This window comes from Azospirillum sp. UFLA03-27, from assembly GCF_059803775.1.
This window is the reverse complement of the sequence record NZ_JAUQTX010000197.1, coordinates 1-13,165: the sequence shown is the minus strand read 5'-3', so window position 1 is coordinate 13,165 and position 13,165 is coordinate 1. Positions and strand designations below refer to the sequence as shown.

Sequence of the window (13,165 nt, the reverse complement as noted above, 5' to 3'; positions counted from 1 at the left end):
TAGCTGTTATAGTCTCGTGGCTCGGAGATGTGTATAAGAGACAGGGACCGGGGCCTCGGTCACCTGGGGAGGCGGCGCGGGAACGGGCGCCGGAGCGGGTTCGGCTTCGCGAACCGGCGGAGGCGGAGGCGGCGCCTCCGCGACCTTGGGGGGTGGGGGCGCCTTGATCGGCGCAGCCGGGGCGATGACCGGCGCTTCCCGCTCCACGACGGCCGTCTCCGGCGCGTCGCGCCCGATGATGAATCGCGCGCCGAGCGCCACCGCGAAGACCGCGATCACGCCGGCCAGCGCCAGCAGGACCGGCGAGACGGCGCGCCCCGATGCTGCGGCGGGCGTTTTCGGCGATGGCTTCCTTGCCGCGGCTTTCTGGGGCTTGCGCGGCGTTCTCTTGACCATGGGAAGGAATCTCGAACCCTGGTTTCCGGTTTGCGCGCAAGGTGGCACCCCCGCTCCGTCCCTGCAACAGCGGAGCGGGGTGGAGGCCTTCACCGGCTGGGACTATGCTGTGACCCGCCATGCCCCGCACCTTGATCCCCCTGATAATCCTCCTGACGATCCTCGTCACCGCCACCGCCGGCCCTGCCCTCGCGAACGAGGTCCGCTGCCCAGCCAGCCTGGCCGTGCAGGCCCAGCCGGAAGCGCCCGGCGGCTGGTCGCCCTACCCGGCGAAGGACCAACACGCCTTCGTCGGCGTCGCTCTGGTCGAGGGCGAGCGGCCGACGCAGATGGCCGCCCCCGCCCCGGCGGCGCTGGAGCCGGACCGCAGCCTCCGGCGGGGCCGCTCGGAAGTCCGGCAATGGGACTTTCCCGCCGCCCGGCGCAACAATGTCTTCCTGATCTGCCGCTATGCCGGGACACAGGCAACGCTGGCCATCGACCTGCCGCGCACGGTGCGCCGCTGCCAGATCACCGAGGAGACCGACGCGCGCGGCATCGTCCTGGACAAGCCCGCGACGCCGCCGCAGTTCCTCTGCCGCTGATTCTCCGCCAAGTCGAGGTTCGGACGGGCTGGAAATCCATGGCTTCAGCCGCTAGGGTACCCGCCTTGGAACAAGGCCGGAACGCTATTCCGGGACGATCGGGCCGAAGCCGACGGACCGGAAACGACAGGCCGGAAGGATGCCGGGGCGCCCCATGCTGCTGCTCATCGATAATTACGACAGCTTCACCTACAACCTCGTCCATTACCTGAGCGAACTGGGCGCCGAACCGGACGTCCGCCGCAACGACAGCCTGACGGTGGAGGAGGCCATGGCGCTCCGCCCCGAGGGCATCGTGCTGTCGCCCGGCCCCTGCGATCCGGACAAGGCGGGCATCTGCCTGCCGCTGATCGACGCCGCCGCCAAGGCCGGCGTTCCACTGTTGGGCGTGTGCCTGGGCCATCAGGCCATCGGGCAGGCCTTCGGCGGCACCGTGCTGCGCGCGCCGGTGCCGATGCACGGCAAGGTCGACCGCATGTTCCACCAGGGGCGCGGCGTCCTCAAGGACCTGCCCTCGCCCTTCCGGGCCACCCGCTACCATTCGCTGATCGTCGAGCGCGCCACCCTGCCCGCCTGCCTGGAGGTGACCGGCGAGACGGAGGACGGCCTGATCATGGCGCTGTCCCACCGCGAGCTGCCGATCCACGGCGTGCAGTTCCACCCGGAAAGCATCGAGAGCGAGCACGGGCACAAGATCCTGGAGAATTTCCTGAACACCACCCGCCGGCTGGAGACCGCCGCATGAGCACGCCGTCCGCGCCGCACGGCGACCTGACCGACATGAAGGCCATCCTCGCCAAGGTCGCCGCCGGCAACGCCCTGAGCGAGCCGGAAGCCTCGCTGGCCTTCGACATCATCATGTCGGGCAACGCCACCCCGTCGCAGATGGGCGGCTTCCTGATGGCGCTGCGCGTGCGCGGCGAGACGGTGGACGAGATCACCGGGGCCGCCCGCGTCATGCGCGCCAAGGCGATCCCGGTGGAGGCCCCGGACGGCACCATCGACACCTGCGGCACCGGCGGCGACGGGTCGGGCACCTACAACATCTCCACCGCAGCCGCGGTCGTCATCGCCGCCTGCGGCGTGCCGGTGGCCAAGCACGGCAACCGCGCCATGTCGTCCAAGTCGGGCGCCGCCGACGTGCTGGGTGCCCTGGGCGTCAATCTGGACTGCGACATGGGGCTGGTGCGCAAGGCCCTGTGGGACGCGCGCATCGGCTTTCTGATGGCGCCGCGCCACCACCTCGCCATGCGCAACGTCGGCCCGACCCGCGTGGAGCTGGGCACCCGCACCATCTTCAACCTGCTGGGTCCGCTGTCCAACCCGGCCAGCGCCAAGCGCCAGCTTCTCGGCGTCTACGCGAAGCAGTGGGTGGAGCCGCTGGCCCATGTGCTGAAGCGGCTGGGGTCGGAGGCCGCCTGGATCGTCCATGGCTCCGACGGTCTGGACGAGATCACCACGACCGGCCCGACCACCGTCGCCCAACTCAAGGACGGCGAGGTCACGGTGTTCGAGATTGAGCCGGAGCAGGCCGGCATCTTCCGCGCCCGGCCGGAGCTTCTCAAGGGCGGCGACGCCCACGTGAACGCGGAGGCCATCCGCGCGTTGTTCGACGGCGCCCAGGGCGCCTACCGCGACATCGTCCTGCTGAACGCCGCCGCCGCGTTGCATGTGGCGGGCAAGGCCGGCGACCTCAAGGAAGGTGTCGAGCAGGCCCGCCACGCCATCGACAGCGGCGGCGCCCGCGCCGTGCTCCAGCGCCTTGTGTCCATCACGAATTCCTCCATCGCCAACGAACCGGTTGCCGCGCCATGAGCGACGTCCTGACCCGCATCTGCGACGACAAGCGCGCGCTGGTCCAAGCCCGCAAGTCCGCCCGTCCGCTGTCCGCGGTGGAGGACGCCGCCCGCGGCGCCGACCCGGCGCGCGGCTTCATCCGCGCCCTGCGCCGCACGGTGGACGGGGGCCGCTACGGCCTGATCGCCGAGATCAAGAAGGCCAGCCCGTCGAAGGGCCTGATCCGCCCGGACTTCGACCCGCCGTCCCTGGCCCGCGCCTACCGCGAGGGCGGCGCCACCTGCCTGTCGGTGCTGACGGACGAGCCCTATTTCCAGGGCTGCGACGACTATCTGCTGGCCGCCCGCGCCGCGGTGGACCTGCCGGTCCTGCGCAAGGACTTCATGGTCGATCCCTACCAGATCGCCGAATCCCGCGCGCTCGGCGCCGACTGCATCCTGATCATCATGGCCGCGCTGAGCGACGCGCAGGCCGCGGAGATCGAGGACGCCGCCATCGCCTGGGGCCTGGACGTGCTGGTCGAGGTGCACAACCGCGAGGAACTGGACCGCGCGCTGGCGCTGAAGACCCCGCTTCTCGGCGTGAACAACCGGAACCTGAAGACTCTGGCTGTGGACATCGCCACGACCGAGGAACTGGCGGCCCACGTGCCCGCCGACCGGATGCTGGTCGCCGAAAGCGGTCTCTACAGCCCGGCGGACCTGTCGCGCATGGCGGCTGTGGGCGCGCGTTGTTTCCTGGTCGGTGAATCGCTGATGCGGCAGGAGGATGTGACCGCGGCCACCCGCGCCCTTCTCGCCTGACACCAAATAAAAAAGCAATGGGGAGGAGCGACGCCGTGCCGAACGTGACCATTGCCCGTGAAAGCCCGCTCCAGGGCGAGGTGGTTCAGCTCATCGAGGAGTTGGACCGCTATCTGGGCGATTTATACCCGGCGGAGAGCAACCATCTGCTCGACCTGCAATCGCTGGCCAAGCCGGACATCCGTTTCCTGGTCGCCCGGCGTTCGGGAACCGTGGTCGGCTGCGGCGCCATGCGCATCGACACCGAGGGCGGCTATGGCGAGGTCAAGCGGATGTTCGTCCAGCCGACCGCGCGCGGCGGCCAGATCGGGCGCCGCCTTCTGGAACGCATCGAGGACGAGGCCCGCGCCGCCGGCCTGTCCCTGCTGCGGCTGGAGACCGGCGTCTATCAGGACGAGGCCATTGCCCTCTACCGCAAGCAGGGCTTCGCCGACTGCGCCCCGTTCGGCCCCTACGGTCCGGACCCGCTGAGCCTGTTCATGGAGAAACCCCTATGACCGACCAGCCCGCAAGCGGCTTCACCCATTTCGACGCCGAAGGCCGCGCGGTCATGGTGGACGTGTCCGACAAGGCGGATACGGAACGCACGGCGACCGCCCGCGGCTCCGTCCTGATGCAGCCGGAAACGCTGGCGCTCATCCTCCAGGGCGGCGTCAAGAAGGGCGACGTCCTGTCGGTGGCCCGGCTGGCCGGCATCATGGGAGCCAAGCGCACGCCGGACCTGATCCCGCTGTGCCACCCGCTGATGCTGACCTCGGTCAAGGTGGACCTGACCTGCGATCCCGAGCGCAACGCCGTGGACATCACCGCCACCTGCAAGCTCAGGGGCCAGACCGGCGTGGAGATGGAGGCGCTGACCGCCGTGTCAGTTGCGGCGCTGACCGTCTACGACATGTGCAAGGCGGTGGACCGGGGCATGACCATCACCGAGGTCAAGCTGCTGCACAAGGCCGGCGGCAAGAGCGGGGAATGGGGGAGCGCGGTCTGATGCTGCAGGTCGGTGAAGCCCGCGCCCGCATCCTCGCCGCCTTCACCGCCCTGCCGGCGGAGACGGTGCCGCTGCCCGACGCGCTGGGGCGCGTCCTGGCCGAGCCCGCCGTCGCCCGCCTGACCCAGCCGCCTTTCGCCGCCGCCGCCATGGACGGCTGGGCCGTCCGCGCCGCCGACATCGTCCCGGCTTCGGCGGATGCGCCGGTCAACCTGCGCCGCATCGGCGAGTCCGCGGCCGGCCACGCCTTCGCCGGATCGGTCGGAACCGGCGAGGCCGTGCGCATCTTCACCGGCGCGCCCCTGCCCGCCGGGGCCGACGCCGTGGTGATGCAGGAGGACTGCGAGGACGCCGGGGACCGCGTGCGCGTCGGGCGCGCCGTGCCCGAGGGGCGCTTCATCCGCCCCGCCGGACTGGACTTCACTGCCGGAGAGGAGTTGCTTCCCAAGGGACGGCTGCTCACCGCCCGCGACGTCGCCCTGGCCGCCGCGGCCAACCTGCCCTGGCTGCGCGTCCACCGCCGCCCACGGATCGCCGTGCTCGCCACCGGGGACGAGATCGCGCTGCCCGGCGATCCGCTGGGACCGAGTCAGATCGTCAGTTCCAACGTGCTCGGCCTGTGCGCGTTGGTCGCCAGCCAGGGCGGGCTCGCCCACAATCTCGGCGTGGCCAAGGACGATCCGGAGCATCTCGCCGCAATGGCCGCCGGGGCGGCCGGCTGCGACCTGCTGGTGACCACGGGCGGCGCCTCGCAAGGCGAGCACGACCATGTGCGCGACGTGCTGGGCGGGCTGTCGCTGGACTTCTACCGGGTCGCCATGAAACCCGGCAAACCGTTGATTTTCGGGACGGCGAACGGCGTTCCGCTGCTCGGCCTGCCGGGCAATCCGGTGTCCACCGGGGTGGCCGCCCTGCTGTTCCTGGTGCCAATCCTTCGCCGTCTCCAAGGGTTGCCCGCCGAGAACACCACGCTCGCGGCGCGGCTCGGCGCGCCGCTGAAGGCCAACGACGACCGCACCGATTTCCTACGGGCCACCCTGTCGACCGGAGCGGACGGCGAGCCCGTCGCCACCCCCTTCCCGCGCCAGGACAGCGCGATGATGTCCCGGCTGGCCCGGGCCGACGCCCTGATCGTCCGCGAGCCGCAGGCAACCGCCGCCGCCGTGGGCGACCGCGTGACGGTGATCCCGCTGAGCGGCGGTGTCCTGTCGCTTTAATCCGTTCCGCACGGGAAATCCATTTGGGAGTCCTGTCCGTCGATTTGCGATTGATTTCATCCGTAGGGCTTGACGGGGGTTAAGAACCAAACTAGAACAAGATGGAACGTTTTGCTTTTGTTCCATATCTAGTGCGGAACCGGCCGGGAGGCACAAATGCTCACGCGCAAGCAGCATGAATTGCTGCTTTTCATCAACGAGCGGCTCGGACAGGGCGGTGTGTCCCCTTCCTTCGACGAAATGAAGGACGCTCTCAACCTGAAGTCCAAGTCGGGCATCCACCGCCTCATCACGGGGCTGGAGGAGCGCGGCTTCATCCGCCGCCTGCCCCACCGCGCCCGCGCGCTGGAAGTGCTGCGCCTGCCGGAGGGGCTTGAGACCGCCCGCACCCGGCCGCCGCGCGCCAAGTTCCAGCCCAACGTCATCAAGGGCGACTTCAGCTTCACGGGACGCGAGGCGAACCCGGCGTCCGAATCCGTGCAGCTTCCGCTCTACGGCCGGATCGCCGCGGGCACGCCCATCGAAGCGTTGCGCGACGGTTCCGCCTTCGTGGACGTTCCCGCCGCCATGCTCGGCATGGGCGACCACTACGCGCTGGAAGTCGCTGGCGATTCCATGGTGGAGGCCGGCATCCTCGACCATGACACGGTGGTCATCCAGCGCTGCGACAGCGCGGACAACGGCTCCATCGTCGTCGCCCTGGTGGACGACGCCGAGGTCACGCTGAAGCGCTTGCGCCGCAAGGGCAACACCGTAGCGCTCGAACCGGCCAACGCCGCCTACGAGACCCGCATCTTCGGTGCCGACAGGGTTCGGGTGCAGGGCCGCCTCGTCGGGCTGGTGCGGAAGTACTGACGGCAGGATGCTCCGGGGCGGCGGTTCAGCGCGCCCCGGTCTTTCCGTCGGGCAGCTTTCCCCCCATCGTCCAAGGGCGGTCGCCGCGCTGCCCCCGGACGGTTTCCACCCGGATGCCCTCGTCCGACAGGGTGAGCGTGTGCGCACCCTCCCGTCGCAGTCCCCAACGATCGATGACCAGCGGCGCCCGACACCCGCGCGACGGGGTTGCGGTCACCACCGCATCGGCCACAGCGCAATCCTCCGGTAAGGCGTCCGGTTGTCGCAGCAGCGCCACCGTCTTCCCCTGCGCACGGTAGAGGCACCCCAAGGCGTCGCAGCGCAGCCGTCCGTCCAGGCTCACCCCGACAAGCGGCCAGACATCCTGCCCGGCTTTTTCTTCCGGCTTCTCCATGCCGTCGCGCCGCCTCCACGTGTTGGCGACCCGCCCGTCGCTGGCGGTCGACAGGCTGAGGATCCCCTCCGCGCCGCGCACGGCCATCAGCGTTCCGTCCTCCGACACCAGAATGTCGGGCCGCGGCGCTACGGCCGGGGCGACCAGCCCGCCAGCCAAGGCCACCAGCCCCAGCCAGCGCCAGCGTCCCGTCCAGATGGCCAGCCACAGTCCGCCCAGCGTGACCGCCGCGATGGCGGCGTCCGGCATGGCCGGCAGAAACGCCGTCGCTCCGGGCAGCGCCGCGGTCCGCTCCGCCGTCTCAATGACCAGCCGGACGCCCCAGTTCATCGCCGTCACCGCCGGCCCCTCCAGCCCGAAGGGCAGCAGCAGGTAGGAGAGCAGGCTGAAGGGCATGATCCACACCGTCGTGATGGGGATCGCCACCATGTTGGACAGCACGCCGTAAAAGGCGACCTGCTGGAAATGATAGAGCCCGTATGGCGTTGTCGCGACGGTCGCCACCACGCTGGAAAAAGCGATGCCGCCCAGAGTCATGGCTCCCCGGCCGAGCCAGCCCATCTCGCGCCGTTGCCGCACCGCCCAGGGCGTGAAGCGTTCGAAGGCAGCGATCAGGGCGACGACCGCCGCAAAGGACATCTGGAAGCTCGGCCCCAGCATCCCCTCCGGGTCGTAGAGGACGGTGACGATGCCAGCGAAAGCAACCAGCCGCATGCTGATCGGTGATCGGTCGGCAATGACCGCGCCCATGATGAGGCCGGTCATCAGCACCGACCGCAGCGTCGGCAAGGGCGCCCCCACCAGCAGCGTGTAGAGGATCGCCGACAGGATGCCGGCCAGCGCCGCTATCTTCTTGATTGGCCAGCGCAGCGCCACCCAGGGAACCAGCGCCAGCAGCGCCCGCACCACCCAGAAGACGATCCCCGCGGCAATGCCCACATGCAGGCCGGAAATGGACAGGAGATGCGCCAGGCCGCTGTCGCGGAAGGCGTCCATCATCGGCTCGGGAATCGCCGCGGCGTCGCCGTTCAGCAGGGCGGCGGTGACGCTGGCCTCCGCGGAGTCGGTCACGACGGCGCGCACCCGCTCGGCGATGGCGGCGCGCGCCCGCTCGAAGGCCACGGTCACCCGTCGCCAGCCTCCGGGCGGCGGGGCCTCCTGGGCGACGGGGGCGCCCATGACGAAGCCGACCGCACCGAAGCCTTCGAAATAGGCCCGCCGCTGCAGGTCGAACGCCCCTGGCTCCGCCGGGGCGGCCGGCGGGTGGAGCATAGCGCGCAGCCGCACCACCGTCCCGGCCTCCGGCGGCGTCAACTTGGCCGGCAGATACAGGCGGACCCGCTCCGGCGTCGCCTCCGGGGCCAGCCGCTCCACCATCGGCTCCCCGACCATCAGCCGCGTGCCGGTGGGCTGCCGTTCGACCGCCAGCACCCGCCCGGTGACCTGCACCGGTCCAAGCTCGCGCGTCAGCATCGGCGCCGCCGCCACCACGCTGTGAAGTTGCGCCGCGGCGAAGCCCAGAGCGACGCTCAACAGCCCCAGCAGCAGAACGACCGGCGCCAGACGCCGCCGCGCCAGCCACAGCAGAGGCAGACAACCGACCGCAGCGCCCGGCCCCAGCCAGAACGGCGGCTCGGCGGGCAGGCCGAAATACAGCGCCACGCCCGCGCCCGTCCCCACTGGCAGCCACAGCGCCCAGCGCTCCCGCTCCGCGGCGAGACATTCCAGAGCCGCCGCGGAAAGGCGCGCGCCGACGCCGCGACGGACAGGACCGGCATCGCCCTCCTCCGCCACCAAACCTTCGTCTGCGCCCTCTTCAACCCCGTGGGCCATACTGTCGCCTATGCGCGCAAGGCAAATGCCTCCGGCGCCGTTAATGTGTTACACCACCGCACCACCGCAGTCGCACCGCAGCCGCCGCATCTCGGCCGCCGCAGCACTGTAGCAGCGCCGAACCTGGAATTGAGCCACCCATGACCGTCGTCACCCGCTTCGCCCCGTCGCCCACCGGCTTTCTCCACATCGGCGGTGCCCGCACCGCGTTGTTCAACTGGCTGTACGCCCGCCGCAACGGCGGCACGTACCTGTTGCGCATCGAGGACACCGACCGCCAGCGCTCGACGGACGCCGCGGTGGACGCCATCCTCGACGGCCTGTCCTGGCTCGGCCTCGACTGGGACGGCGACGCGGTCAGCCAGTTCGCCCGCAAGGACCGCCACGCCGAGGTGGCGCAGCAGATGCTGGCCGCCGGCCGCGCCTACTACTGCTACGCGAGCCCGGAGGAACTGGAGGAGATGCGCGCCGCCCAGAAGGCGGCCGGCCAGCCGGTGCGCTACGACGGGCGCTGGCGCGACCGCGACCCGTCCGAGGCGCCGGCCGGCGTGAAGCCGGTGATCCGCCTGAAGGCGCCGCAGGAGGGCGAAACGGTCCTGAAAGACCGCGTCCAGGGCGAGGTGACGGTGCAGAACGCCCAGCTCGACGACCTGATCCTGCTGCGCGCCGACGGCACCCCGACCTATCTTCTGGCGGTGGTGGTGGACGACCATGACATGGGCGTGACCCACGTCATCCGCGGCGACGACCACCTGACCAACACCTTCCGCCAGATCCAGATCTACAACGCCATGGGCTGGGACCTGCCGGAATTCGGCCACATCCCGCTGATCCACGGTCCGGACGGCGCCAAGCTGTCGAAGCGCCACGGCGCGCTGGGCGTCGACGCCTACCGCGACATGGGCTACCTGCCGGAGGCGATCCGCAACTACCTGCTGCGGCTCGGCTGGGCGCACGGCGACGACGAGATCATTTCGACCGAACAGGCCGTGGAGTGGTTCAACCTGGAGGGCATTGGGCGCTCCCCCTCGCGCTTCGACTTCGCCAAGCTGGAGAACCTGAACGCCCACTATATGCGGCAGGCCGACGACGCCCGCCTCGTGGGTCTGGCCACCCCGCGGCTGGAGGCCGAGCTTGGCCGCGCGCTGACCGAGTCGGAGCGCGATCTGCTGACCCGCGCCATGAACGGGCTGAAGCAGCGCGCCCGCACCGTGGTCGATCTCGCCCAGAGCGCCCGCTTCTACCTCGCCGCCCGTCCGCTGGCGATGGACGAGAAGGCCGCCGCGCTGCTGGACGAGAAGGGCCGCGGCGTCCTGACCGACCTCGCCGCCCGCTTCGAGGCCGAGGCGGACTTCACCGCCGCCGCCCTGGAAGGGCTGGTGCGCGCCTTCGCCGAGGAGCGGGGCGAAAAGCTGGGCAAGATCGCCCAGCCGCTGCGCGCCGCGCTCACCGGTTCCACCGTGTCGCCGCCCATCTTCGAGGTGGCCGAGATCCTGGGCCGCGCGGAAACGCTGGCCCGGATGAAGGATGCCGCAACTGCAGCACGGGGATAACTTCCGTGCGTTGATATCCGCCCGGCATAGAACTATGCTGCGCGCATTCGAAAAGGGCGTTAAGCCCCAACCCTAAAGATAAGGACGTGCCGAGATGACCCAAACCGCGGACAAGGCCGATACCTTCACCCTGATCGACAACCGGACTGGCAAGCAGGTCAGCCTGCCCGTGATGAAGGGAAGCACGGGTCCGGACGTGATCGACATCCGCAAGCTCTACGCCGAGACCGGTTGTTTCACCTACGATCCGGGTTTCACTTCGACGGGCAGCTGCGAGTCCAAGATCACCTACATCGACGGTGACGAGGGTATCCTGCTGCACCGCGGTTACGCCATCGACGACCTTGCCGAGCACGCGACCTTCCCGGAGGTCTGCTTCCTTCTCCTCAACAACCACCTGCCGAACGCCGCCGAGAAGGAAGAGTTCGAGGGCATCCTGCGCGGCCACTCGATGGTGCACGAGCAGCTGACCCGCTTCTACAGCGGCTTCCGCCGCGACGCCCACCCGATGGCGGTTCTCTGCGGCGTCGTCGGCGCGCTGTCGGCCTTCTACCACGACTCGACGGACATCGAGGATCCGGTGCAGCGCAAGATCGCCGCGCACCGCCTGATCGCCAAGATCCCGGCGATTGCCGCGATGGCCTACAAGTACTCGGTCGGCCAGCCGTTCATGTACCCGCGCAACGATCTGTCCTACGCCGAGAACTTCCTCTACATGACCTTCGGCACGCCGTGCGAGCCGTACAAGGTCAACCCGGTCCTGTCCAAGGCCATGGACAAGATCTTCATCCTGCACGCCGACCACGAGCAGAACGCCTCGACCTCGACCGTCCGCCTGGCCGGCTCGTCGGGCGCCAACCCGTTCGCCTGCATCGCCGCCGGCATCGCCTCGCTGTGGGGTCCGGCCCATGGCGGCGCCAACGAGGCCGTGCTGAAGATGCTGGAGGAGATCGGCTCCGTCGATCGCATCCCGGAGATCGTCCGCCGCGCCAAGGACAAGAACGACAACTTCCGCCTGATGGGCTTCGGCCACCGGGTCTACAAGAACTACGACCCGCGCGCCCAGGTCATGCGCAAGACCTGCCACGAGGTTCTGGCCGAGCTGGGCATCAAGGACGAGCCGCTCCTCGACATCGCCATGGAGCTGGAGAAGATCGCCCTCGAAGACCCGTACTTCGTCGAGAAGAAGCTGTACCCGAACGTCGACTTCTACTCGGGCATCATCCTGAAGGCGATGGGCTTCCCGACCAGCATGTTCACCGTGCTGTTCGCCGTGGCACGCACCGTCGGCTGGATCTCCCAGTGGAAGGAGATGATCGAGGACCCGGTCCAGAAGATCGGCCGCCCGCGTCAGCTCTACACCGGCGCGACCAAGCGGGACTTCATCCCGCTGGCCGAGCGTGGCTAACCGGCCGACAGCACACATCGGGACGGGTGGCTCCGACGGAGCCGCCCGCAGCCCGGCTGCGTTCATCGTTCCGGCGCGGCGGGTCCGTCAGGGCCAGCCGGTCGCGAACGACAACAAGCCGCCGCTGTCGCGGCGGCTTCGCCGCATCGTCTTCTATGCGGTGATTGTGGCGATGATCGCCGCGGTGGTGCTGATCTGACCTCTTAGCCCTGGGTGATCGGGATGTGCGGCCCTTCCGCCGCCACACGCTCCATCCATGCGCGCACCGCCGGATAAGCGGACAAATCGAAACCACCCTCCTCCGCCACATGCGTGTAGGCGTAGAGCGCGATGTCGGCGATGCTGAAGCGATCGCCCACGAAGAAGCGGCGCTCCGCCAGATGCCCTTCTATGACGCCCAGCGCGTCGTAGCCGAGCCGGCGCTTGGTCACCAGCCCCAGCTTGCGCTCCTCCGTCATCTCCACATGGTGGGTGATCCAGAAGCGCACGGTCGCGATGTTCGGTTCGTGGCTGTACTGTTCGAAGAACATCCATTGCAGGACCCGCGCATGGCCTTCGCGGTCGTCAGGCAGATAGGGCGTGCCTTCCGCCAGATACCACAGGATCGCGTTGGATTCCGGCAGATGGGTGCCGTCCTCCAATTGCAGGGTCGGGATGCGGCCGTTCGGATTCCGGCCCAGGAATTCCGGGGTGCGGGTTTCCGCCCGGTCGATGTCCAACTCGATCCGCTCATAGGGGATGCCGAGCTTGTGCAGCAGAAGCCGGCACTTGTAGCCGTTTCCGGAGGACAGGTTGTCGTAAAGGCGCAGCATGGGGGCGTGTCTCCGCTCCAAATCCATCCGATAGCGGATATAAACACGAAACGGAGTCAGGCGCCAGCGCGGCCCTGCGGACACGGTATGCCGAGCCGCTCCAGCCGCGACCGATCCGCCGCGGCCTCCGCCAGCAGCCAGTGCCGGAAGGCGCGGAGCACGCCGCGCCCCCGCCCTTCGGCCGGGGCGGTCAGCACATAGCGGTCGCCGCAAGGCACCGCCGGTCCGAAGGGGCAGACGAGCCGTCCCGCTTCCAGCGCCTCCAGCACCAGCGATGGGCGCCCCAGCGCGATCCCCTGCCCAGCCATGGCCGCCTGGATCACCATCACCGATTCCGAGAAGCTCAGGCTCCCCACTCCATACAGACTTACCCCGCTGCCGGAGCGCCACAGACTCCAGTCCGGCGACGCCTGATACCGACGGCGTGTGAAGGCTTCCTTTGAGGCGAGCCCGATCCACCTGATTTGGCATGGGCAGCAAGGTTCACCTGGTTCATCACCTTGACGCCGATGAGTTGCATCGGCT

The 13,165-nt window shown here is 69.3% G+C and carries 15 protein-coding genes; 11 read left to right on the top strand and 4 right to left on the bottom strand.

Translation table 11 applies throughout. The features are described 5' to 3' along the window. Positions 1–6 precede the first annotated feature (6 nt). Positions 7–396, bottom strand: coding sequence for a hypothetical protein (locus Q4I23_RS23945; protein ID WP_498527874.1), 390 nt, complete (start codon positions 394–396; stop codon positions 7–9). A gap of 119 nt (positions 397–515) precedes the next feature. Here Q4I23_RS23945 and Q4I23_RS23940 point away from each other — a divergent pair, with 119 nt between their 5' ends. The 8 genes from Q4I23_RS23940 to lexA all read left to right on the top strand — a co-directional run bounded on the left by Q4I23_RS23940 (position 516) and on the right by lexA (position 6,640). Beyond that, the gene (locus Q4I23_RS23940) at positions 516–980 is read left to right on the top strand and encodes an STY0301 family protein (protein ID WP_498527873.1); all 465 of its coding nucleotides are present in this window, start codon (positions 516–518) and stop codon (positions 978–980) included. A 154-nt stretch (positions 981–1,134) separates the two neighbouring features. Continuing rightward, entirely contained in the window at positions 1,135–1,725 is a 591-nt protein-coding gene (locus Q4I23_RS23935; protein ID WP_498527872.1) for an anthranilate synthase component II, read from the top strand. After that, on the top strand, positions 1,722–2,795 hold the full coding sequence (gene trpD, locus Q4I23_RS23930; RefSeq protein WP_454018201.1) for an anthranilate phosphoribosyltransferase: 1,074 nt from the start codon (positions 1,722–1,724) through the stop codon (positions 2,793–2,795). The genes Q4I23_RS23935 and trpD overlap by 4 nt, the downstream gene beginning before the upstream one ends. Next, complete coding sequence (gene trpC / locus Q4I23_RS23925; RefSeq protein ID WP_145678199.1) at positions 2,792–3,580, top strand: indole-3-glycerol phosphate synthase TrpC; 789 nt, start codon at positions 2,792–2,794, stop codon at positions 3,578–3,580. The genes trpD and trpC overlap by 4 nt, the downstream gene beginning before the upstream one ends. A 35-nt stretch (positions 3,581–3,615) precedes the next feature. Next, positions 3,616–4,077, top strand: coding sequence for a GNAT family N-acetyltransferase (locus Q4I23_RS23920; RefSeq protein ID WP_454018199.1), 462 nt, complete (start codon positions 3,616–3,618; stop codon positions 4,075–4,077). Further along, positions 4,074–4,568: a cyclic pyranopterin monophosphate synthase MoaC gene (gene moaC / locus Q4I23_RS23915; protein WP_137114364.1), complete on the top strand. Its 495-nt coding sequence runs from the start codon at positions 4,074–4,076 to the stop codon at positions 4,566–4,568. The genes Q4I23_RS23920 and moaC overlap by 4 nt, the downstream gene beginning before the upstream one ends. Next, positions 4,568–5,785, top strand: coding sequence for a molybdopterin molybdotransferase MoeA (locus tag Q4I23_RS23910; protein ID WP_498527871.1), 1,218 nt, complete (start codon positions 4,568–4,570; stop codon positions 5,783–5,785). Before moaC ends, Q4I23_RS23910 begins: the two co-directional genes overlap by 1 nt. Before the next feature lie 156 nt (positions 5,786–5,941). Continuing rightward, entirely contained in the window at positions 5,942–6,640 is a 699-nt protein-coding gene (lexA, locus tag Q4I23_RS23905; protein ID WP_498527870.1) for a transcriptional repressor LexA, read from the top strand. 25 nt (positions 6,641–6,665) lie between these two features. Here the strand turns inward: lexA and Q4I23_RS23900 are convergent, their stop codons facing one another. Then, entirely contained in the window at positions 6,666–8,867 is a 2,202-nt protein-coding gene (locus Q4I23_RS23900; RefSeq protein WP_498527869.1) for a ComEC/Rec2 family competence protein, read from the bottom strand. 140 nt (positions 8,868–9,007) lie between these two features. On the opposite strand from Q4I23_RS23900, the gene gltX reads away from it, so the two are divergent. From gltX to Q4I23_RS23885, 3 genes are all read left to right on the top strand, one after another. Continuing rightward, complete coding sequence (gltX, locus tag Q4I23_RS23895; RefSeq protein WP_498527868.1) at positions 9,008–10,420, top strand: glutamate--tRNA ligase; 1,413 nt, start codon at positions 9,008–9,010, stop codon at positions 10,418–10,420. A gap of 94 nt (positions 10,421–10,514) precedes the next feature. Then, a complete protein-coding gene (gltA, locus tag Q4I23_RS23890; RefSeq protein WP_059398731.1) occupies positions 10,515–11,828 on the top strand; it encodes a citrate synthase in 1,314 nt (437 codons plus the stop codon). Continuing rightward, the gene (locus Q4I23_RS23885) at positions 11,821–12,027 is read left to right on the top strand and encodes a hypothetical protein (protein WP_149166386.1); all 207 of its coding nucleotides are present in this window, start codon (positions 11,821–11,823) and stop codon (positions 12,025–12,027) included. The genes gltA and Q4I23_RS23885 overlap by 8 nt, the downstream gene beginning before the upstream one ends. A 4-nt stretch (positions 12,028–12,031) precedes the next feature. Here the strand turns inward: Q4I23_RS23885 and Q4I23_RS23880 are convergent, their stop codons facing one another. Both Q4I23_RS23880 and Q4I23_RS23875 read right to left on the bottom strand, forming a co-directional pair. Further along, positions 12,032–12,640 (bottom strand): glutathione S-transferase family protein, encoded by a 609-nt coding sequence (locus Q4I23_RS23880; protein WP_498527867.1) that lies wholly within the window; start codon positions 12,638–12,640, stop codon positions 12,032–12,034. 56 nt (positions 12,641–12,696) lie between these two features. Further along, positions 12,697–13,032 carry a LysR substrate-binding domain-containing protein gene (locus Q4I23_RS23875; protein WP_498527875.1) on the bottom strand — a complete coding sequence of 112 codons (336 nt, stop codon included), beginning with the start codon at positions 13,030–13,032 and terminating at the stop codon, positions 12,697–12,699. Positions 13,033–13,165 lie beyond the last annotated feature (133 nt).

Bases quoted from the DNA above. Each gene is read 5' to 3' on its own strand.
- trpD (WP_454018201.1), top strand. From the start codon at position 1,722: ATGAGCACGCCGTCCGCGCCGCACGGCGACCTGACCGACATGAAGGCC.
- Q4I23_RS23940 (WP_498527873.1), top strand. From the start codon at position 516: ATGCCCCGCACCTTGATCCCCCTGATAATCCTCCTGACGATCCTCGTC.
- Q4I23_RS23935 (WP_498527872.1), top strand. From the start codon at position 1,135: ATGCTGCTGCTCATCGATAATTACGACAGCTTCACCTACAACCTCGTC.
- Q4I23_RS23945 (WP_498527874.1), bottom strand. From the start codon at position 396: ATGGTCAAGAGAACGCCGCGCAAGCCCCAGAAAGCCGCGGCAAGGAAG.
- gltX (WP_498527868.1), top strand. From the start codon at position 9,008: ATGACCGTCGTCACCCGCTTCGCCCCGTCGCCCACCGGCTTTCTCCAC.
- lexA (WP_498527870.1), top strand. From the start codon at position 5,942: ATGCTCACGCGCAAGCAGCATGAATTGCTGCTTTTCATCAACGAGCGG.
- Q4I23_RS23910 (WP_498527871.1), top strand. From the start codon at position 4,568: ATGCTGCAGGTCGGTGAAGCCCGCGCCCGCATCCTCGCCGCCTTCACC.
- gltA (WP_059398731.1), top strand. From the start codon at position 10,515: ATGACCCAAACCGCGGACAAGGCCGATACCTTCACCCTGATCGACAAC.
- Q4I23_RS23900 (WP_498527869.1), bottom strand. From the start codon at position 8,867: ATGGCCCACGGGGTTGAAGAGGGCGCAGACGAAGGTTTGGTGGCGGAG.
- moaC (WP_137114364.1), top strand. From the start codon at position 4,074: ATGACCGACCAGCCCGCAAGCGGCTTCACCCATTTCGACGCCGAAGGC.
- trpC (WP_145678199.1), top strand. From the start codon at position 2,792: ATGAGCGACGTCCTGACCCGCATCTGCGACGACAAGCGCGCGCTGGTC.
- Q4I23_RS23880 (WP_498527867.1), bottom strand. From the start codon at position 12,640: ATGCTGCGCCTTTACGACAACCTGTCCTCCGGAAACGGCTACAAGTGC.